This window comes from Amycolatopsis alba DSM 44262 (assembly GCF_000384215.1).
GTDB classification, from domain to species: domain Bacteria; phylum Actinomycetota; class Actinomycetes; order Mycobacteriales; family Pseudonocardiaceae; genus Amycolatopsis; species Amycolatopsis alba.
In genome coordinates this window covers 2,167,602-2,187,564 of the sequence record NZ_KB913032.1, presented here as the reverse complement: position 1 = coordinate 2,187,564, position 19,963 = coordinate 2,167,602, and the positions used below count along the sequence as shown (strand labels likewise).

The 19,963-nt window shown below is 68.3% G+C and carries 19 protein-coding genes and 1 tRNA gene; 10 read left to right on the top strand and 10 right to left on the bottom strand.

Annotated features, from left to right (window positions below):
* The 3 genes from AMYAL_RS48375 to AMYAL_RS0110200 form a co-directional block, all read right to left on the bottom strand.
* On the bottom strand, window positions 1–1,231 hold a 1,231-nt coding region (locus tag AMYAL_RS48375), incomplete at its 3' end, for a WXG100 family type VII secretion target (protein ID WP_020631208.1).
* Entirely contained in the window at window positions 1,228–1,542 is a 315-nt protein-coding gene (locus AMYAL_RS0110205) for a hypothetical protein (protein ID WP_020631207.1), read from the bottom strand. The genes AMYAL_RS0110205 and AMYAL_RS48375, both read right to left, overlap by 4 nt.
* The gene (locus AMYAL_RS0110200; protein ID WP_026466926.1) at window positions 1,539–2,087 is read right to left on the bottom strand and encodes a YbaB/EbfC family nucleoid-associated protein; all 549 of its coding nucleotides are present in this window, start codon (window positions 2,085–2,087) and stop codon (window positions 1,539–1,541) included. Before AMYAL_RS0110200 ends, AMYAL_RS0110205 begins: the two co-directional genes overlap by 4 nt.
* Window positions 2,088–2,321: 234 nt before the next feature.
* Here AMYAL_RS0110200 and AMYAL_RS0110195 point away from each other — a divergent pair, with 234 nt between their 5' ends.
* Window positions 2,322–2,813 carry a GNAT family N-acetyltransferase gene (locus tag AMYAL_RS0110195; RefSeq protein ID WP_026466925.1) on the top strand — a complete coding sequence of 164 codons (492 nt, stop codon included), beginning with the start codon at window positions 2,322–2,324 and terminating at the stop codon, window positions 2,811–2,813.
* Here the strand turns inward: AMYAL_RS0110195 and AMYAL_RS0110190 are convergent.
* The 5 genes from AMYAL_RS0110190 to AMYAL_RS0110170 form a co-directional block, all read right to left on the bottom strand.
* Window positions 2,810–3,391, bottom strand: a complete 582-nt coding sequence (locus tag AMYAL_RS0110190) for a P-loop NTPase family protein (protein WP_020631204.1) — start codon at window positions 3,389–3,391, stop codon at window positions 2,810–2,812. The genes AMYAL_RS0110195 and AMYAL_RS0110190 overlap by 4 nt on opposite strands.
* A gap of 35 nt (window positions 3,392–3,426) precedes the next feature.
* The gene (locus AMYAL_RS0110185; protein ID WP_020631203.1) at window positions 3,427–4,065 is read right to left on the bottom strand and encodes an SRPBCC family protein; all 639 of its coding nucleotides are present in this window, start codon (window positions 4,063–4,065) and stop codon (window positions 3,427–3,429) included.
* A gap of 177 nt (window positions 4,066–4,242) precedes the next feature.
* Window positions 4,243–5,802, bottom strand: coding sequence for an alpha/beta fold hydrolase (locus AMYAL_RS0110180; RefSeq protein WP_020631202.1), 1,560 nt, complete (start codon window positions 5,800–5,802; stop codon window positions 4,243–4,245).
* Window positions 5,803–5,990: 188 nt separating this feature from the next.
* A tRNA-Arg gene (locus tag AMYAL_RS0110175) sits at window positions 5,991–6,063 on the bottom strand.
* Window positions 6,064–6,129: 66 nt separating this feature from the next.
* Window positions 6,130–6,567 (bottom strand): MarR family winged helix-turn-helix transcriptional regulator, encoded by a 438-nt coding sequence (locus tag AMYAL_RS0110170; RefSeq protein ID WP_020631201.1) that lies wholly within the window; start codon window positions 6,565–6,567, stop codon window positions 6,130–6,132.
* A gap of 44 nt (window positions 6,568–6,611) precedes the next feature.
* Between AMYAL_RS0110170 and AMYAL_RS0110165 the strand changes: the two genes are divergently transcribed.
* Complete coding sequence (locus AMYAL_RS0110165; RefSeq protein WP_020631200.1) at window positions 6,612–7,736, top strand: epoxide hydrolase family protein; 1,125 nt, start codon at window positions 6,612–6,614, stop codon at window positions 7,734–7,736.
* Window positions 7,737–7,887: 151 nt separating this feature from the next.
* Complete coding sequence (locus tag AMYAL_RS0110160) at window positions 7,888–8,805, top strand: cation diffusion facilitator family transporter (RefSeq protein WP_020631199.1); 918 nt, start codon at window positions 7,888–7,890, stop codon at window positions 8,803–8,805.
* 9 nt (window positions 8,806–8,814) lie between these two features.
* Here the strand turns inward: AMYAL_RS0110160 and AMYAL_RS0110155 are convergent, their stop codons facing one another.
* Window positions 8,815–9,534 (bottom strand): DUF305 domain-containing protein, encoded by a 720-nt coding sequence (locus AMYAL_RS0110155; protein ID WP_020631198.1) that lies wholly within the window; start codon window positions 9,532–9,534, stop codon window positions 8,815–8,817.
* A 12-nt stretch (window positions 9,535–9,546) separates the two neighbouring features.
* Window positions 9,547–10,347 (bottom strand): thioredoxin-like domain-containing protein, encoded by an 801-nt coding sequence (locus tag AMYAL_RS0110150; RefSeq protein ID WP_020631197.1) that lies wholly within the window; start codon window positions 10,345–10,347, stop codon window positions 9,547–9,549.
* A gap of 203 nt (window positions 10,348–10,550) precedes the next feature.
* Here AMYAL_RS0110150 and argS point away from each other — a divergent pair, with 203 nt between their 5' ends.
* The 7 genes from argS to AMYAL_RS0110115 all read left to right on the top strand — a co-directional run bounded on the left by argS (window position 10,551) and on the right by AMYAL_RS0110115 (window position 19,938).
* Window positions 10,551–12,206, top strand: a complete 1,656-nt coding sequence (gene argS / locus AMYAL_RS0110145) for an arginine--tRNA ligase (RefSeq protein WP_026466924.1) — start codon at window positions 10,551–10,553, stop codon at window positions 12,204–12,206.
* Window positions 12,207–12,211: 5 nt separating this feature from the next.
* Window positions 12,212–13,645 (top strand): diaminopimelate decarboxylase, encoded by a 1,434-nt coding sequence (lysA, locus tag AMYAL_RS0110140; RefSeq protein ID WP_020631195.1) that lies wholly within the window; start codon window positions 12,212–12,214, stop codon window positions 13,643–13,645.
* Window positions 13,646–13,648: 3 nt separating this feature from the next.
* Window positions 13,649–14,959: a homoserine dehydrogenase gene (locus tag AMYAL_RS0110135; RefSeq protein WP_026466923.1), complete on the top strand. Its 1,311-nt coding sequence runs from the start codon at window positions 13,649–13,651 to the stop codon at window positions 14,957–14,959.
* On the top strand, window positions 14,956–16,017 hold the full coding sequence (gene thrC / locus AMYAL_RS0110130; protein WP_020631193.1) for a threonine synthase: 1,062 nt from the start codon (window positions 14,956–14,958) through the stop codon (window positions 16,015–16,017). Before AMYAL_RS0110135 ends, thrC begins: the two co-directional genes overlap by 4 nt.
* Window positions 16,014–16,895, top strand: coding sequence for a homoserine kinase (gene thrB / locus AMYAL_RS0110125; RefSeq protein WP_020631192.1), 882 nt, complete (start codon window positions 16,014–16,016; stop codon window positions 16,893–16,895). Before thrC ends, thrB begins: the two co-directional genes overlap by 4 nt.
* 441 nt (window positions 16,896–17,336) lie before the next feature.
* Entirely contained in the window at window positions 17,337–19,313 is a 1,977-nt protein-coding gene (gene rho, locus AMYAL_RS0110120) for a transcription termination factor Rho (protein WP_020631191.1), read from the top strand.
* A 73-nt stretch (window positions 19,314–19,386) separates the two neighbouring features.
* Complete coding sequence (locus tag AMYAL_RS0110115; protein ID WP_020631190.1) at window positions 19,387–19,938, top strand: AAA family ATPase; 552 nt, start codon at window positions 19,387–19,389, stop codon at window positions 19,936–19,938.
* Window positions 19,939–19,963 lie beyond the last annotated feature (25 nt).

Genomic DNA, 19,963 nt, shown 5'->3' with positions numbered 1-19,963 from the left:
GACCGGAGCCACCCCCGGTGCCGCTGCCGTCGGCGCTGTTGCTGCCCGAGCCGCTGCCACTGCCCGAACCCGAGCCGGAGCTGCTGTCGGTTCCGCCGCCCGAGCCCGAGCCCGAGCCGCTGCCGGAACCGTCCGCGCTGTTACTGCCGGAACCAGAGCCGCTGCCATTTCCGGTCCCGCTGCCCGAGCCCGAGCCGCTACCCGAACCAGAGCCGCTGCCAGAACCAGAACCAGAACCAGAACCGGATCCCGAGCCGCTACCGCTGCCCGAGCCACTGCCGCTCCCGGATCCCGAACCCGACCCACTACCCGAGCCGCTGCCGCTTCCACTTCCGGAGCCGCCACCACTACCGCTGCCGGGGCGTCCACCGCCGGGCGTGGGCACGACGTCGTCCACCGCCCTGGCGGCGTCGTCGGCCAAACCCTTGGTGCTCTTCGAGAGGTTCTTGATCGACTTGGCCGCAGACGTGATCGCCTTGGTCAGCTTCGTGATCTGGACGCCGATTTTGGACAGCGCCACGGCGACCGTCGCGAAGACGGTGCCGAGGAAGATGCCGACCGACGCGCCGAACGTGAAAGGCATGGCCGCGACCGCGGCGATCGCGCCCGCGAGGATGCCGCCGAGCACACCGGAGATGAGGTCGCGGATGATGCCTCGGACGGCGCCGATGACGGCACCGCAGATCGACACGGTCTTCTTCGCGGACTCAAGGGACGTGCCCAGCGCGTCCACGCCCGCGGCGAGATCCTCGGTGGCCTTTTTGAAGGCCTCGGAGGCGTTACCTTTCCAGGAGTCCACGAGGTGGCCGACTTCGTCCTTCAAGGACCTGGCCATCGCCTCGATCTTGTCCTTTTCCTTGCCGAGGGCGGCGGCAGCCGTCGAAATGCCTTCGGGGTCGCCAAGGAGCATGTCGAGCGGAATCCGGAACGGGGTGACGTGCTCGATGAGCCAGCCGATTCCCGCGGCGAGGACACTGCCGAGCGGATCGATCACCAGGCCGAGGGTCTCGAGCACGAGACCCGCGCCCGCGATCCCCTGCATTACCTGGTCGTTGTCCTTGCAGGCGAACTGCAATTGGTCGATCGTGTTGATGATGCCCGCGCCGTTGGTACGGGTGTCATCGGAAGTGATCAGATCTTTCGGATTGTGCCAGAAATCGTTGGGCTTGTAGTCGACATTGTCTTCGTATTTGTTCTTGTCACCGAGTTTGCCGGTGTCCGCGCCGCTCATATGTCGACCTTCGAGATCTGCTCTTTCGCGTGGTCTTCGTTCGCTTGGTATTCCTTGTAAGCCTTGTCGAGTTTCTCCTTGTGCTTTTGGAGAGACTCGCCGTACTTGTTGAAGGCGTCCCGCGTCTCAGCGCAGTAGGCGGAAGCGGCCGCGCCGATGATCTGACCCATGAGGATCCCGTACAGACCCGGATCGGCGACCATGTGGCCGACGAGGTCACCGGTTTGGCGCACGTCGTCCGCGTGCCCGGCCAGCTTCTTGCCGAAGGTGTCGAAAGCTTCGGCAGCCGGGATTTCTTGTCCGCCGCTCACCAGGGGTTCCCTTCGTCCTCGTCCATGTCGTCACGGGCCGGACGACGTCGTGGTGGGGGTGCCTGCCTCGGCGGCGGCTGCTGCTGCGATGGGGGCGGCGGCGGTGTGAAGGGCCGCGGCGTCGGCGGAGCTTGCTCCCGCTCGGGGGGCTCGGCGAACTTCTCCACCTGGTCGATGTAGGCGTCGACAGCCGGTTCCGGCGGCAGGAAGCTCTTCATCATCTCGACGGCCTCACCGTCGCCGACGATGGCCTCCACCGAGCTCGTCACGGCGCGCGCGGTCCGGCTCTGCGCCTCACGCACGGTCGTCATGATCGTCGCGGTCAGCCGGGCCTCGCCCAGCGCGCACGCCCGCCTGCCGAGCTGGATGTTGCTCAGCGCGCCGTTCGGTGCCAGCGTCACCGTGACGGAACCGTCCGGCGAGGTCACCGTGGCGCCCGCGGCGGCGAAGGCTTCCTCCAGCCGAGTCGCCTTCTCCTGCATTTCACGGGCTTGTCGTTCGAGGTAGTACTGGAGGTCTTCGCCTGGCTTTAGATCCGGCTCCACACCTTGCTCCCTGTAAGCGCCTGACTTGTTATGGACACGCCACCTCGACGATCACCAAGGTGAAGCAGTTCCCCGCCGGCATTGAGCCGAGTCCGATGAAAGGGCGGCGATGCCATGATCCGAACGTATCGTTACCACCAAGCAGGGGGTCGGACAACCCCGGCGGCCGAGGAGTGCCCGAAAGGTCCGATCGGGATGGTAGATCAGGCCGCGATGCAGTGGAAAGGCAGTGCGATGGGAACCGAACCGGTCGTGCGGAACGCCCAACGAGACGACGTCATGGCCATCTGTCGTTTCGGAGAGGAGCACGTCCGAGCCCACTACACGCCGTTGATCGGTGAGGAAGCCGCCGCCAAACAGGTCCGGATGTGGTGGCACGAAACGAACATCGCCGGGGCCGTCGCCCGTGGTGCGGTGGTGGTCGCGGACGACGGCGGGCATTTGGCGGGCGTCGGACAACGCGGCCTCAACGGCGACGACCAGGTGATCTACAAGCTCTACGTGCATCCCCGTCATCGTGGTGGCGGGCTGGGTGTCCGGCTGCTCGATGCCCTCATCGGACAGTTGCCCGTGGACGCCGAGCGCCTGTACATCGAGCATTTCGTGGCCAACGAGCGTGCTGGTGCCTTCTACGAGCGCGAGGGCTTCACCGTGGATCGGATCGAGCCGAGTTCCACAGGAGACCCCGCGCTCGGTGTGGTGTGGCGCGTCCGGAGTCTTCGCTAGCGGAGGTTCCGGGCGAAGGCCCCGCCGAGCCAGCGGTCGACCTGACGCTGGCCACGCAGGCGGACGACGACGAGGTCCGGGTAGCGGTTCTCCTCGATGACCTTGTGCACGCGGGCCCGGATCATCGGGTGATAACGCCAGGCGAGCTTGACGATGTGGTCGGGGTCGGTGAAGAACGTGTGCAGCGGGCCTTCGACATTGCCGCCGGCGATCTTCGAGCCGCGCCCGACCCTGCGCTTCAGGGTCCGGACGACAGTGCGGGCCATGGTCATCGCCCGTGGGTGATCGAGCCAGACCAGCACGTCCAGTCGTTCGGTCATCCGCTCCCGGACTTCTTCGCCCTGCCACTCGATGGCCCACTCGTCGCCGTCGAGGAACTCCAGGACGTCCGCCTGCCAGGTCTCCCGCACCGTCCAACCCGGACCGTGGAAGAAGGACTCGAACTCGACATACGGCAATCCCATGCGCTCGCACAGGGTTCGCGCCAGCGTCGACTTCCCGGATCCGGCGGGACCCGCCACCGCGGCCCGCCGGATCCGCCGCACGGGAAGGGCGTCGTCCGGCCCGATGATCTCCATGCCCAGGGAGCATAGGGAGCGGCCGGGATCCGGTCCTATCGGTTTTCGGCGGCTGTCTTGAGGTCCTTCAACCAGATTTCGAGGCCCTGGCCCAGCATTTCGGTGGAGCCGGGCACGTCCTTGTCGACCTGCGGGCCGGTGTGGCTCTCTTCGGTGCGGACGACGACGCCGCCCGGAACCTTGACGAAGTTCCAGACGTGGACACCGTCGATGTGCATGCCGCCGGGGCCGTCGAGGGGGCCGGTCCAGCGGAGGCACTTGCCGGGCTGGAGTTGCCGGACGGTGGACACGATCGTCACGTCGCCCGGCGGGTAGGGCATGCCGGGCGGGACGGGGATCGTCCACTGGAACCGGGAATGCTTGCGCAGCGGGCCGGGATCCAGCCGCTTCATGGTGACGGGGATGACGGGGTTCTGCCAGGACGGCCAGGCCTCGACGTCGGTCTGCAGGTTCCAGATGGTGCGCAAAGGCGCCTTGATGAAGGTCTCGGTCCGGTAGTGCACCTTGGCGGTCCGGTCGATGCCTTTTCCTTGGCAGGTAAGCGAAGCCGGCTTGCCGTCGGGAACGGCGGCCTGAGCGGGTGCGGTGGTGCCGAGGAGGCCCGCGATGGCCAGCGGGATGGTGAACAGGGCGGCACGTGCGCTGATCCGGCGGTGTGAGGTCTTCGGGGTCATGAGCCTTCTCCTTGTGGTCGCGTTACTGGATATCGCTATAGTTAGAACTTATAGCGAACTCGCCGTGAGCGTCAAGAGCAAGCGTGAGAAGGTCTAACCATCTGACTCGTGGCGTTCCGCGAAGGTCTCCTTGAAGGACCCTGCCTCCTCCTTCAAGGAGACCTTGTCAGCGGGATGTCACGAGTGTTGTGAAACGACGGCCGGACGCGCGGCCGCCGCGATTCCCGCCTTCGGCACCGGCAGGGGATGCGGCGCGATGTCGAGGTCGCCGTTGGGGAGCAGGCCGTCGACGAGGTATTCCTTGCCGATCCGCTGAGCCTCCCGGTTGACCATCGCCGGATGACTGCCGAACACACAGTGGGTGCCCGCGCCGCGCTCGGTCACCAGCACCGAGCTGGGCAGCTGCTCGTGCATCGCGACCGTGTTCGCGTACGGAGTCGCGGAGTCGCCTTCGACGCCGAAGACCAGGATCGGCGGCAGGTTCTTCCCTGACGGCACGATCCGCTGGTCGTGTACCGGCCAGTTGGCGCACGCGGATGGGATCGACACGTTGTACCAGGCGAAATCGCTGGTCTTGGCCAGCTCGTCGAAGTCGCGTTCGATCTTCGTCCGGTCCGTCGGAGCCTCCGAGTCGACGCAGGCGATCGAGATCATTCCCGCGATGAAGTTCTCGCCCGCCGCGCCACCCGACGGAGCCGCCCAGTCCAGCACGGCACGATCGTCACCGCGCAGCACGTAGTCGGCCATCGCCTTCGCGAGGGGTTCCCAGTAGAGCTCGTGGGAAAGGTTGGCGATGTAGACGTCCATCAGCTCCACCGCGCCGACGTTCTTCAGTGGTCCGTGTGGCGCCTTCCGGAAGTCGCCGAGCAGCTTCTGCCAGGCCGCGTTCACTTCCTCGTAGCTCTTGCCGAGATGGAAAACGCTGTCGTACTGGGCGATCCAGCTCAGGTAGGCCTTCTCGCGGGCGACTCCCGCGGTGACCTGACCGGTCGAGTTCCCGTACCACATCCGCGGTTGCACCGGGTTCATCGAGCTGTCGAGGACCATTCGGTCGACCCGGTCCGGATACCGCTCGGCGTACGCGCTGCCGAGGTAGGTGCCGTAGGAATACCCGAGGTAGCTGATCTTCTCCTCGCCGAGCAGCGTGCGCACGCGGTCCATGTCCTGGATCACGTTGCGGCTGCCCGTGTACTTCAGCTGGTCGCCGTTCTTTTCCGCGCAGGACCGGGCGAAAGCCTTCCAGCGCTCCCAGCTCTTGTCCCGTTCTTCGGGCCGGTCCGGGTCGGGCTGAAGCCCGCGCCAGTAGTCCTCGCCGACACAGCTGAGCGGTCGGCTGTGGCCGGTGCCGCGGGAATCGAGACCGACGATGTCGTAGGCCTCGAGCACTTCCTTGGGCAGCCGGGTGTACCCGGTCGCGTCCGGAAGAGACAGCTTGCCCGCCTGCATCACCGCGGAACCCGCCGGGCCGCCGGGATTGACGAACAGCGTGCCCCGTCGTTTCGCCGGGTCAGTGCTGGTGTGTTTCGAGACGAGCACGTCCATCCGCGCGCCGAACGGCCGCGAATAGTCGAGCGGGACGCTGACCGTCGCGCATTTCAGTGCCGGGTACGCCTGGGCGACATCCGCCGGGCAGGTCCCGAAGTCGAGCTGCGAAGCGGCATACGCCGGTGTGCTGACGGCCGCCGCGGTGCCCATGGTGAGCAGCGCGGTCAGGCCGATGGTGAGGAATTTCCTCATTCGAACCCCCAGTTCGATCGGACCTGGGGAATGTAGCGACCACGCAGGCTGTCCGTCAGGGGATTCGCAAAGCTTGTGCGCAGGCGTATTACCGAATTCGCGGACAATTCTTCCGCTTACTGGAATCGGTGTGTGCTCTTGCCGCTCGGTCCCTGATGGGCAACCGGCGTTCTATTTGATCGGAAGTGTGCCCTCGGCAGGATTCGAACCTGCGACACCTGCCTCCGGAGGGCAGTGCTCTATCCCCTGAGCTACGAGGGCGTAGCCGCCTGAGCGACTTCGAGAAGCTTAGCGCACCCCGCCCGCCCTCCTCGCGCGAGGTGGTCGTTAACCCTGGTGATGCTCGACGACGCGGGCCAGGAGCCGGGTCAGCTGCGCTCGTTCGGCGGGTTCGAGTGGGGCGAGGAAGACGTCCTGGGTCTCGCTGACCAGGTCTTCCAGGTGCTGGAGCCGCCGGACGCCGGTGCCGGTGAGGGTGATCAGGTTGCGCCGCCCGTCCGCCGGGTCGGGGGCGCGTTCGACGTGGCCCGCGTCGGCGAGTTCGTTGATGACGGCGACGACGTCGCTGCGGTCGATGCCGGTGCAGCGGCTCAGGGCGGCCTGGCTCGACGGGCCGTTCTCGTCGATGGCCGCCAGGATCCCGTAGTGGTATCGGCGGGCGCCGCTGCGGGAGAACTCGTCCATGGCGAGCCGGTGGGCCACGGTGGCGGCCTGGTTGACCAGCCAGCTGGCCTTGGTGCGGAGCCGGACGGGTGCGGTGCTCATCGGTCCAGCGTAGCGTTGGTCTCACCAACGAACTGGAGGATGCCGTGATCGAACCGTTCGAAGTGCGGATTCCCGAAGACGCCATCGCCGACCTGCGAGCCCGGCTGCGCGCCACGCGCTGGCCCGAGCCCGCCACCGTGGACGATTGGGCACAGGGAGTCCCGCTGGAGTTCGCGCGCGAGTTGTGCCGCTACTGGGCGGAGGACTACGACTTCGGGCTGGCAGGCCGGGTCAACGCTTTCCCAGGTTTCAAGACCACTGTGGACGGTCTCGGGATCCACTTCCTGCACGTTCGCTCACCGGAGCCGGACGCGACGCCGCTCGTGCTCACGCACGGCTGGCCGGGTTCGGTGGTCGAGTTCCTCGCCGTGCTCGGCCCGTTGACCGATCCGGCCGCGCACGGCGGCGATCCGGCGGACGCGTTTCACGTCGTGGCGCCCTCGCTGCCGGGTTTCGGCTGGAGCGACAAGCCGTCGGCGACGGGATGGAACGTCGAGCGCATCGCCCGCGCCTGGGACGAGCTGATGGGGCGGCTCGGCTACGAGCGCTACGTCGCGCAGGGCGGCGACTGGGGCGCCGGGATGACGAACATGCTCGCCAAGGTCGCGCGGGAGCGGGTGGCCGCCGTTCACGTGAACATGGCGGGTGTCCCGTACGACGAGGCCGAACTGGGGGAGCCGACGGCGGAGGAGAAGGCGGCGCTCGGTGATCTCGCGCGGTTCCACGCGGTCGGGTCCGCGTACTCGCAGCAGCAGGCCACGCGCCCGCAGACGGTCGGCTACGGGCTCACCGACTCGCCCGCGGCGCAGGCGGCGTGGATCGCCGAGAAGTTCTGGGAGTGGACCGACAACGACGGCTCGCCGGAGACCGCGCTGTCCTGGCGTCAGATGCTCGACGCGATCTCCGTCTACTGGTTCACCGGGACGGCGACTTCGTCGGCGCGGATCTACTGGGAGAACAAGGTGCGGGACGTCTCCGCGATTGAAGTTCCTTCGGGTATCTCGATCTTCCCGCGCGAGATCGTCCGCCCCTCGCGGCGCTGGGTGGAGCTGCGCTACACCGATCTTCGCTGGTACGACGTGTTGGCCAAGGGTGGTCACTTCGCCGCGTTCGAGCAGCCCGAGGCCTTCGTCGATCAGCTGCGGGGGTTCTTCCGGTCACTCCGGTAGCGGTGCGTGGCGGTTTCAGGTTTCGGGAAGGCCCTCCTGGGGGATGGCTTCCTTGTGTGGCTTAAGACAAAGTGAACTTAGGCTCACCTGTATTGCACATATGCGCATGTGACAATATATTCGGCCTGTCGACTTCACGAGAGGCGGAGCAATGGGTCACGGGCACGGGCATGGGACGGCCTCGCCGTCGAGCGCGTCAGGCCGCTACCTCAAGAGCTTGACGATCGCCCTGGTCATCGGTGCCGGCTTCATGGTCATGGAGTTCATCGTCGGGTTCGCCACGGGCTCGCTCGCGCTGATCTCCGACGCCGCGCACATGTTCACCGACGTCCTCGGCGTCGGGATGGCGCTGGCGGCGATCATGCTGGCCCGGCGCAGTGGCCCCACGCTCACCCGCACGTTCGGGTTCTACCGGGCCGAGGTGCTCGCGGCGCTGGGCAACGCCATCCTGTTGTTCGGCGTCGCGGGCTATGTCCTGGTCGAGGCCCTCGGCCGGATCAGCGACCCGCCCGCCGTTCCCGGCCTGCCCGTGCTGCTGGCCGCCGCCGCGGGGCTCGTCGCGAACATCGTCTCCTTCCTGATCCTGCGCAAGGGCGCGGAGGAGAGCATCAACGTCCGGGGCGCGTATCTCGAGGTCCTCGCCGACCTGATCGGCTCCGTCGGTGTACTGCTCAGCGGCGCGATCACGCTGCTGACCGGCTGGCGCTACGCCGACCCGATCATCGGTGTCGCGATCGGCCTGTTCGTCCTGCCCCGCACGTACGCGCTCGCCCGGCGCGCGCTGCGGATCCTGTTCCAGCACGCGCCGAAGGGGGTCGACGTCGCCGGGATCCAGGCCGAACTCGGCGAGTTGAAGGGGGTAGAGGACGTCCATGACCTGCACGTCTGGACGCTGACCTCGGGGATGGAGGTCGCTTCGGCGCACCTCACCATCGCGCCGACCGTCGAGCAGGCGGCCGTGCTGACCGAGGCGCAGAACCTTCTGGCGGACCGCTACTCGATCGAGCACGCGACCCTGCAGATAGAAGTGCCCCAGTGCGCGCAACGGTGCCGGGAACTCTCCTGGTAGCGCAGGGCGTCAGGCGGGGAGAGGGGAGCCGCCGCGCTCCTGAAGCAGGGACTTCATCAGGTCCATCTCCGCGCCCTGCGAGACGAGCATGCTCCGCGTCAGCGACTTCACGTCCGCCACGGACGTGTGGTCGTTGGCGTACTGGGCCATCTCCGTGCCGCCCATGTGGTGCCGCAGCATCAGCTGGAGGAAGAAGACGTCCATCTCCTTGCCCGTCAGCGACCGCAGTTTGGCCAGTTCGGCCGACGTCGCCATCCCTGGCATCGGCGCGCCGTTCGACGCCTTCATGTCGGCGCCACCGTGCCCCGAGTGGCCTGCCATCGGCTCGGTCATCCAGGTCATGTAGGCGCCGGTCGTCTGCTCCGGCTGGCCCCACAGGCCCAGCCAGCCCTTCATCCGGCCGACCTGGCCGGTCTGCGTGCGCTCGATGTCGAACGCGAGGGTCTTGACCGCCGGATCGGTCGTGTGGTCCCGCGCCCAGCCCGCCATGGTGACGGCCTGGAGGTGGTGCACCGACATGTCCTGCGCGAAACCGACCTCGATCGAACCCGCTCCAGGGGTCGTCGATTCCGGATCGGAGTCGATCAGCCTGGTCGTCAAGGCGCCGAGGCCGAAGCCCAGGATCAGCATGACGACCAGGGCCGCCCCGACCACCAGCCACCGGCTCTTGGCCGAGCGCGGTACCTCGTCGCCGGGTTCGTCGACGTACTGGAGATCGGGGTCGTCCATCTGGCTCACCGCTTACTTGCTCGCGGGCGCCGAGGGCTGGGTGGCGGGCACGGACGGCATGCCGCTCTGACCGGCGCCGGGCTGGTCCTGCTGGGTGCCCGCGGTGCCCTTGTAGTTCATCGGCTTCGCGTCCGGCCCCGGCGGGGTCGGGTCGAAGTCGCCCGGCTCGATCTGCGCGTCGCAGGTGGCGTCACGCTCGGGGTACGCGCCGTACGGGTTGGTGCGCAGCGCCGCGATGAACTGGTCGATCCGCTCGTCGGAGGCGCTGTCCAGCTTCAGCTGGTGCCCCCAGGACTGCACCGAGATCGGCTTGTCGAGGTTCGGGTACGGCGACATCGTCGTGTACGGCTTGCCCTCGACACGGACCCGCAGCAGCTCCAGCGCGTCACCGGTGATCTGCGCCGGGTTGTAGGCGATCCAGATCGCGCCGTGCTCAAGACCGTGGACCATGTTCTCGTTGCGGACGGCCTTCTCGTAGACGACGCCGTTGCACGCGGCCCAGGCCTGGTCGTGCGGGCCGCCGTAGGGCGGGGTCTTGTCGTAGGCGACGCGTTCGGTGGCTGAGACGTGCACGGAGCCTTCGTACGTGGTCGTGGTCACGCCGTTGATCCGCTTGGAGGGATCCGGGTCCTGCTGCGAAGGCGCGAAGGCGGCCGCGGTCTCTTCGCGGGTCTTCTGCTCGCGCTTGGGCGCCGAGGCGACCATGTAGTAGGTGACCACCGAGGCAGCCAGGGCGACGATCGCGACGACCGCGATGATCGTGCCCCAGGGCGTGCCCTTCTTGGACACGACGGAACTACGGGCGGCCTTCATGGCGTTCTTCGACGACGCGCCCTTTTTTCTGGTTGTCCCGTTAGCCATGGCTCCTGCGTTCTCCAAAGGGTGTGGTCCCTGCGCGGGCCAGTGTAGAGACCGCGCGTCTGATCACCGTGAACAGCCGCAAGATCACCGGCTTGGCTCACACCTTCCGGCGGTCGCCGGGAAGCCCGGACCAGGTCACACCTAGAATTCCGCGAGTGACTCCCGCAGCTCTCGCCGACCTGGTCCGTAACTCAGCCGTGCAGGTTCTCACCGCGCGCGGCCTCGACGATTCCGTGCTGCCGGAGAAGGTGACGATCGAACGTCCCCGCAACCCCGAACACGGTGATTACGCGACCAACCTGGCGCTGCAGGTGGCCAAGAAGGCGGGGATGAAGCCCCGTGACTTCGCCGACGCGCTGGCCGAGGCCCTCGCCGCCGCCGACGGCATCGACTCGGCCGAGGTCGCCGGGCCGGGCTTCCTCAACCTGCGGCTCGCCGCCGACGCGCAGGGCCAGATCGTCCAGCAGGTACTCGACGCCGGTGAGCGGTTCGGCCTCGGCGACGAGCTCGCCGGGCTCAAGATCAACCTCGAGTTCGTCTCGGCGAACCCGACCGGCCCGATCCACCTCGGCGGCACCCGCTGGGCCGCGGTCGGCGACGCGCTGGGCCGCGTGCTGTCCGCGCAGGGCGGCCAGGTCACCCGCGAGTACTACTTCAACGACCACGGCGCGCAGATCGACCGCTTCGTCCGGTCCCTGATCGCCGCGGCCAAGGGCGAGCCCGCCCCCGAGGACGGCTACGCGGGCGGCTACATCAACGACATCGCCGCCGAGGTCATCCGCCAGGAGCCGAGCGCGCTCTCGCTGCCGGAAGACGAGCGGGCCGAGACGTTCCGCCGGGTCGGCATCGAGCTGATGTTCACCGAGATCAGGCAGAGCCTGCACGATTTCGGCACCGATTTCGACGTCTACTTCCACGAGAACTCGCTGCACGAGTCCGGCGCGGTCGCGTCGTCGGTCCAGCAGCTGAAGGACTCCGGGAACCTGTACTTCGAGGACGGCGCCTGGTGGCTGAAGTCCAAGGAGCACGGCGACGACAAGGACCGCGTCGTCATCAAGAAGGACGGCAACCCGGCCTACATCGCCGGTGACCTCGCCTACTTCCAGGACAAGCGCAAACGCGGCTTCGACCTTTGCATCTACATGCTCGGCGCGGACCACCACGGCTACATCGCCCGGCTCAAGGCCGCCGCGGCCGCCTTCGGTGACGACCCGGCCGTCGTCGAGGTCCTGATCGGCCAGATGGTCAACCTGGTCTCCGACGGCAAACCCGTCCGGATGAGCAAGCGCGCCGGTACCGTGATCACCATGGAGGACCTGGTCGGCACCGTCGGTGTCGACGCGGCCCGCTACGAGCTGATCCGCTATTCGGTCGACTCCACTTTGGACATCGACCTCGACCTGCTGCGCAAGCATTCGAACGACAACCCGGTCTACTACGTCCAGTACGCCCACGCCCGGCTGGCTTCCTTGCAGCGCAACGCTTCCGACCTCGGCCTGAAAACCGATGGCGGAGCCGACCTCAGCCTGCTTACGCTTCCGGCCGAGGGCGATCTGATCCGCACCCTCGGTGAATTCCCGACCGTCCTCCGCCGGGCCGCACAGCTGCGCGAACCGCACCGTGTCGCCCGGTACCTCGAAGAACTCGCCGGCGCCTACCACAAGTGGAACGCCGTCGGCCGGGTCCTGCCGAAGGGCGACGAGGAGACCACCCCCCTCACGTTCTCGCGGCTCGCGCTCAGTGAAGCGACTCGCCAGGTGCTGGCCAACGGCCTCACCGTCCTCGGTGTCTCTGCTCCGGAACGGATGTAAGCAAAATGGCTCACCCCGCCGGCCCCCGCCACGCCGACGTCTACCCCCACGCCGACGCCTCCGGTTTCCCGCCGTCGAGTCCCGAGGAACTCGACAGGCTGTATCCGAAGGTCTGGCCCCGCAACACCTTCCGCGGCGGAGACGGTGTCGTGCGCATCGCAGGCGTCGACGTCCGCGAACTCGCCGAGAAGTACGGCACGCCGCTGTTCGTCGTCGACGAGGCCGACTTCAAGTCCCGGTGCGCCGACTACGCCGAGGCGTTCGACGACCCGGCGCTCGTGCACTACGCGTCCAAGGCGTTCCTGTCCATCGAGATCGCCCGCTGGGTGGCCGAGCAGGGGCTGAGCCTGGACGTCTGCAGCGGCGGCGAACTCGCCGTCGCGCAGCGCGCGAACTTCCCCGCCGAGCGGATCACCTTCCACGGCAACAACAAGTCCCTTCCCGAACTCGAAGCGGCGGTCGAGGCCGGCGTCGGCACGGTCGTGGTCGACTCGTACTTCGAGATCGCGCGGCTGGCCGATGTCGCGGCACGGCACGACGTCGTGCAGAACGTGCTGATCCGGGTCACCGTCGGCGTCGAGGCGCACACCCACGAGTTCATCGCGACCGCGCACGAGGACCAGAAGTTCGGTTTCTCGCTGGCCTCCGGTGACGCGGCCGAGGCCGTGCGCCGGGTGCTCAACGCGCCGTCGCTCAAGCTGATCGGCCTGCACAGCCACATCGGTTCGCAGATCTTCGACGCCGACGGCTTCGAGGTCGCCGCCCGCCGCGTGGTCGGCCTGCTCGCCGAACTCGCCAAGGAACACGGCACCGAGCTGCTCGACCAGCTGTCCATCGTCGACCTCGGCGGCGGTTTCGGTATCGCCTACACCGACAAGGACAACCCGCCGCCGCCCGCGCAGATGATCACGCAGATCCGCGAGATCGTCCGCAAGGAATGCGAGTACGCGGGCCTGCCGGTGCCGAAGATCGCGGGCGAGCCGGGCCGTGCCATCGCCGGTCCCGGCACGATCACGCTGTACGAGGTCGGCACCATCAAGGACGTTTCACTCGGCGACAAGGCCGCCCGGCGCTACGTCAGCGTCGACGGCGGGATGAGCGACAACATCCGCACCGCGCTCTACGACGCGGTGTACGACTGCCGTCTCGTTTCCCGGACGTCCGACGACGACGGAGACGGCCAGGTCGCCGCCGCGCTTTCCCGTGTCGTGGGAAAACACTGTGAGTCCGGCGATATCGTCGTCCGTGACTGCTGGCTGCCCGACACACTTGCTCCCGGCGACCTGCTCGCCGTGGCGGCCACCGGGGCGTACTGCTACTCGATGGCCAGCGGGTACAACCGGCAGCCGCGGCCCGCGGTGGTGGCCGTGCGCAACGGCAGCGCCCGCGTGCTGCTGCGGCGCGAGACGACGGACGACATGCTGCGCCTGGAGGTCTAGCAAGTGTCTACTGTGGACGGACGCGTGATCAGGGTCGCCCTCCTGGGCTGCGGAACGGTCGGCGGCGAGGTCGTCCGGCTGCTCACCGAGCAGGCCGAGGAGCTCGCCGCCAGGGCGGGCACCAGGGTGGAGCTGGCAGGCATCGCGGTGCGGCGCCCCGACAAGCACCCCGAGCTGCCGCCGGAACTGGTGACCTCCGACGTGACGAAGCTCGTCACCTCCCCGGACGTCGACGTCGTCGTCGAACTGGTCGGTGGCATCGAGCCGGTGCGGGAGTGGCTGCTCGACGCGCTCAAGGCCGGGAAATCCGTTGTCACGGCGAACAAAGCGCTGATGGCCGAGCATTCCGCGGAGCTGTTCGAGGCCGCCGACGCGTCCGGCGTGGACCTCTACTTCGAGGCGGCCGTCGCCGGGGCGATCCCGTTGCTGCGCCCGCTGCGCGAATCGCTGGCGGGTGACCGCATCACCCGCGTGATGGGGATCGTCAACGGCACCACCAACTTCATCCTGTCCGCGATGGACTCCACCGGCGCGGGCTACGCGGAAACGCTCGAAGAGGCCAGCAGGCTCGGATACGCCGAGGCGGACCCGACGGCCGACGTCGACGGCTACGACGCCGCGTCCAAGGCCGCGATCCTCGCCTCGCTCGCGTTCCACACCCGTGTCACCGCCTCCGACGTGCACCGTGAAGGCATCGCCGACGTGACCGCGTCGGACCTCGCCGCGGCGAAGGTGCTGGGCCGCACGGTGAAGCTGCTCGCCATCTGCGAGCGCGTCACCGCCGACGACGGCACCGAATCCGTCGCGGCGCGCGTGCATCCGGTGATGATCCCGCGCGGGCACCAGCTCGCCGGGGTCGGTGGCGCGTACAACGCCGTCTACGTCGAGGCCGACGCAGCCGGTGAACTGATGTTCTACGGTCAGGGCGCCGGTGGCGCGCCGACCGCGAGTGCCGTGCTCGGCGACCTCGTCGCGGTGGCTCGAAACCGGGTCGTCGGCGGCCGTGGCCCGCGCGAATCCGCGCACGCCGCGCTCCCGGTCAGGCCGATGGGCCAGACGCCGACGCGGTACCACGTCAGTCTCGACGTGGCCGATCGAGCGGGCGTCCTCGCCCAGGTGGCCCAGGCGTTCGCCGGGCACGGCGTCAGCATCGCCGCGGTGCGGCAGCGCGACGCCAACGACACGGCCAGCCTGGTCGTCGTCACCCATCTGGCGCCGGACGCGGCATTGCGGTCCACTGTGGACGACATTGCCGGGCTCGATGTGGTGAACCAGGTCGTCAGTGTGATGCGTGTGGAAGGCGAAGACCAGTGATTCCCCAACCATGGCCAGGGATCATCCAGGCCTATCCCGACCGGATCCCGGTCCCGGCCGGCGCGAAGGTGATCACCCTCGGCGAGGGCAACACCCCGTTGCTGCCCGCGCCGCACCTCTCGGAACTGACCGGCTGTGAGGTCCACCTCAAGGTCGAAGGCGTGAACCCGACCGGGTCCTTCAAGGACCGCGGGATGACCGTGGCCATCACGCACGCGCTCGCCAGCGGGCTCAAGGCGGTTATCTGCGCCTCCACCGGCAACACCTCCGCGTCGGCGGCGGCCTACGCGGCCCGTGCCGGGCTCACCTGCGCGGTGCTCGTCCCGCAGGGCAAGATCGCGATGGGCAAACTCGCCCAGGCCGTCCTCCACGGCGCACGGATCCTGCAGGTGGACGGCAACTTCGACGACTGTCTCGAACTGGCGCAGAAGACCGCGATCGACTACCCGGTGACCTTGGTCAACTCGGTCAACCCGGTGCGGATCGCCGGTCAGAAGTCGGCCGCGTTCGAGATCTGCGACGTCCTCGGCCGCGCGCCGGACATCCACTGCCTGCCGGTCGGCAACGCGGGCAACATCACCGCCTACTGGGCCGGATATTCCGAATACGCCGGTGACGGTGTGGTGAAGAACACCCCTCGGATGTTCGGTTTCCAGGCGGCCGGTGCCGCGCCGCTCGTGCACGGCGAACCGGTGGCCGATCCGGACACGATCGCGACCGCGATCCGCATCGGCAGCCCCGCGTCCTGGGACGGCGCGATGAAGGCGAAGAACGCTTCCGCCGGCCTGTTCGAGGCCATCACCGACGAGAAGATCCTCGAGGCGTACCGGCTGCTCGCCAGCAAGGAAGGCGTGTTCGTCGAGCCCGCTTCGGCGACCAGTGTCGCGGGCCTGCTCGCGACGGCCGCCGACGGACGCCTGCCGAAGGGCTCGACCGTCGTGTGCACCGTCACCGGACACGGCCTGAAGGACCCGGCCACGGCGCTGGAGGGCAACGTCGAGGTCGAGCCGCTCGCCGTCGACCCGACGGCCGTCGCCGCCGCGCTGGACCTGCGATGACGCTGCTCAAGATCAAGGTCCCGGCGTCGTCGGCGAACCTCGGTCCGGGGTTCGACACGCTGGGCCTGGCGCTGGCGCTGTACGACCGGGTCGAACTCCTGGTCACCGACGCCGGCCTCAAGATCGAGGTGATCGACGCCGGCGCCGGTGCCGTCGACGACGTCCCGACGGACGAATCACACCTGTTCGTCCGGGCTTTCCGGCGTGGCTGCGGGCACCTCGGCCTCCGGCCGCCCGGCCTGCACCTGCGCTGTTTCAACACCATCCCGCACGCCCGCGGCCTCGGCTCGTCCGCGGCCGCGGTCGTGACCGGCGTCGCGGCGGCGTACGCGCTGGCTGAGCAGGCCCTGGACGACGACGCACTGCAGCTGGCCGCCGAGTTCGAGGGGCACGCCGACAACGCCGCGGCGAGCCTGCTGGGCGGCTTCGTGGTCGCCTGGAACGAGGGCGAGCGGTTCCGCGCCGAACGGCTCCAGCCGCATCACGACATCCGGCCGGTGGTCGCCATCCCGGCGTTGCGCTCCTCGACCGACGCGACGCGCGGGCTGCTTCCCGCGCAGGTCCCGCACGCCGACGCGGCGTTCACCGCGGGCAGGGCGGCACTGGCGGTGCACGCGCTCACCGCCCGCCCCGACCTGTTGCTCTCCGCGACCGAAGATCGGCTTCATCAGCATTACCGGGCACCCGCGTACCCGGCGAGCAGTGAACTGGTGCGCGCGCTGAGGGCCGAAGGAGTGGCCGCGGCCATTTCCGGAGCCGGTCCGACGGTGCTGGCGCTGACCACCGGGGGAATACTCCCGGCGGGAGTCGACGTTACATCTTTCGACGTCACCGAGCTGCCGATCGATCCAGGCGGCGTGCAGGTTGCGGCTCAGTAAAGCCTCGGTCACATGCCGGAGCACCGTCCCGCCACGCGGGGGGTGGTTGTTGCACCCGGCCGTGGCGCGGTCTACCCTCGGGGGCGTTCGATCACCGTGCGTTTCCGCACCCGGTGCCGGTCCAGGTGACCAGTGTCATCCTTGGCCCGCATCCTTCGTTGATCCGCCAGTTCCGCAGACCGCCTGGCAAGCGGGGAGTAGCGGATGGACGCAGGCGGGTTCCCGGTTCCGGCGGTGCCGAATTCCGCTTCCTCCGTTTGGAGGACGCAAATCCCTGTGCTGGAGGCCTTTTCTTGGTCCTGTTGGAACAGCTCCGCTGTGTTCAACACGGCTGAGGAGCTGATCGCCCGTATCGGGGGCCAACTACGCCGTTTCGCAATCGGACGCGAGCGGCGGTCCGCTGATCCACCTGGAGGCGTGGATCGGTCAGGAAGGACATTTGTGAGCAACACCGATCTTTTGAGCGACGTCGAAGGTGGCGCCGCCGAGTCGAACGGCGTCGTCGCTCCCAAGCGCACGGTCGGCGGATTGACCGGCAAGACCGTTGCCGAACTGCGCTCGATCGCTGGGGACCTTGGCATCGGCGAGACCACGGGCATGCGTAAGGGCGACCTGATCGCGGCCATCCGTGAGCGTCAGGGCAAGACCAAGCGCAAGTCCCCCGCGGCGGCGAGCGAAACGCTTCCGCTCGAGGGGATCGATGCACCGCGCAAGGCCCCGAAGGCCGAGGCGCCCAAGACAGAGGCCCCGAAGGCCGAAGCGCCGAAGGCGGAAACCGCCCCGGCCGAGGCCCCGCGCGCCGAGAAGACCGAGAAGGCCGAGAAGTCTTCCGAGAACGGCTCCGCGCCCGCCGAGCGGCCCGCGCAGCAGGAGAACGGGCCGCAGGACGGCCAGTCGCAGCAGGAAGAGGGCGGCCGCAGCCGTCGTCGCCGCGGCTCCAACCGTGCCGCGGGTTCGCCCGAGCAGGGTGGCCAGCAGCGCGAGCGTGGTGACCGTGCTGACCGGGGCGACCGCAACGAACGCGGCGACCGTGGTGAGCAGGGCGGCAACCGGCAGGGCAACCGCGACGGCGGCCGTGACGGCAACCGCGACAACCGCCAGCGCAACCAGCAGGGCGGCGGTCAGGACAACAGCCAGCGTCAGGGCCAGGGCCCGCAGGGTGACGACGACGAGGAAGGCGGCCGTCGCGGCCGTCGCTTCCGCGACCGTCGCCGCCGGGGTGCCGGCGGTGGCCGTGAGCAGGGCGGTTCGCCCGACACCGAGATCCGCGAGGACGACGTCCTGCTGCCCGTCGCGGGCATCCTGGACGTGCTCGACAACTACGCGTTCGTGCGTACCTCGGGCTACCTCGCCGGGCCGAACGACGTGTACGTCTCGCTTTCGCTGGTCCGCAGGTACGGCCTTCGCCGCGGTGACGCCATCACCGGTGTCGTGCGCCAGCCGCGTGACGGCGAGCAGCAGCGGCAGAAGTTCAACCCGCTGGTGCGCGTCGACTCGATCAACGGCCTGGAGCCGGACGAGTCCAAGCGTCGTCCCGAGTTCACCAAGCTGACCCCGCTGTACCCGAACGAGCGCCTGCGTCTCGAGACCGAGCCGCACAAGCTCACCACCCGCGTCATCGACCTGGTGATGCCGGTCGGCAAGGGACAGCGTGCCCTGATCGTGTCACCGCCGAAGGCGGGCAAGACGACGATCATGCAGGACATCGCGAACGCGATCTCGACGAACAACCCCGAGTGCCACCTGATGGTCGTGCTCGTGGACGAACGTCCGGAAGAGGTCACCGACATGCAGCGGTCGGTGAAGGGTGAGGTCATCGCCTCCACCTTCGACCGTCCGCCGTCCGACCACACCTCGGTCGCGGAGCTGGCCATCGAGCGGGCGAAGCGGCTGGTCGAGATGGGCCACGACGTCGTCGTGCTGCTCGACTCGATCACCCGTCTGGGCCGTGCCTACAACCTGGCGGCCCCGGCGTCCGGCCGGATCCTCTCCGGTGGTGTCGACTCGACGGCGCTGTTCCCGCCGAAGCGTTTCCTCGGCGCGGCGCGCAACATCGAGAACGGCGGTTCGCTGACGATCTTCGCCACGACGATGGTCGAGACCGGGTCCACCGGTGACACGGTCATCTTCGAAGAGTTCAAGGGGACCGCGAACGCGGACCTCAAGCTCGACCGGAAGATCGCCGAGCGGCGCGTGTTCCCCGCGGTGGACATCAACCCGTCCGGTACCCGCAAGGAAGATCTGCTGCTTTCGCCGGACGAGCTCGCGGTCACCCACAAGCTGCACCGGGTGCTCCACGCGCTGGACTCGCAGCAGGCCATCGACCTGCTGATCTCGCGTCTGCGCAAGACGAAGACCAACATCGAGTTCCTCATGCAGGTCTCGAAGACGGCCCTCGGCTCGAACGACGACGACTGATCAAGTAGCTGAAGGGGCCCTTCACCGCATCTGATGTGGTGAAGGGCCCCTTCGTCGCATCCGGGGAGGCTCTGTGAGTTCGGTGCCGGGGCGGATCGTCGTGTACGGGGTCACCGGTTCGGGCAAGTCGACGCTGGCCAGGGAACTGGCCGAGCGCACCGGGCTGCCGTGGCATTCGGTCGACGACGGCCTGGCGTGGCAGCCGGGCTGGGTGCCCGTCCCCGACGACGAACAGCGGCGCCGGGTCACCGTGCTGGTCGCGGACGACCGCTGGATCATCGACGGGATGTTCGCCAAATGGCGCGACCTCGCGATGCCCCGCGCCGAACTGATCGTGGCACTGGACTATCCGCGCTGGGTCTCGCTGAGCCGTCTGCTCCGCCGGACCGTGGTGCGCTGCGTCACGCGCCGCCCGATCTGCAACGGCAATGTCGAGACGCTGCGGGGGATGCTCTCCCGTGACTCGATCGTCGTCTGGCACTTCCGGTCGTTCGCCCGCAAACGGCGCACGATCCGCGACTGGGCCGCGGATCCGGCGGTGCCGGTGGTGCGCCTGACCTCGCCGCGCGCAGCGAAACGCTGGCTGGGTCTCGTGAGTGGCGGGCCAAGCGTGCCCGGTCCGTGAAGGCCTCCTTGAGGGACTCAGAGTC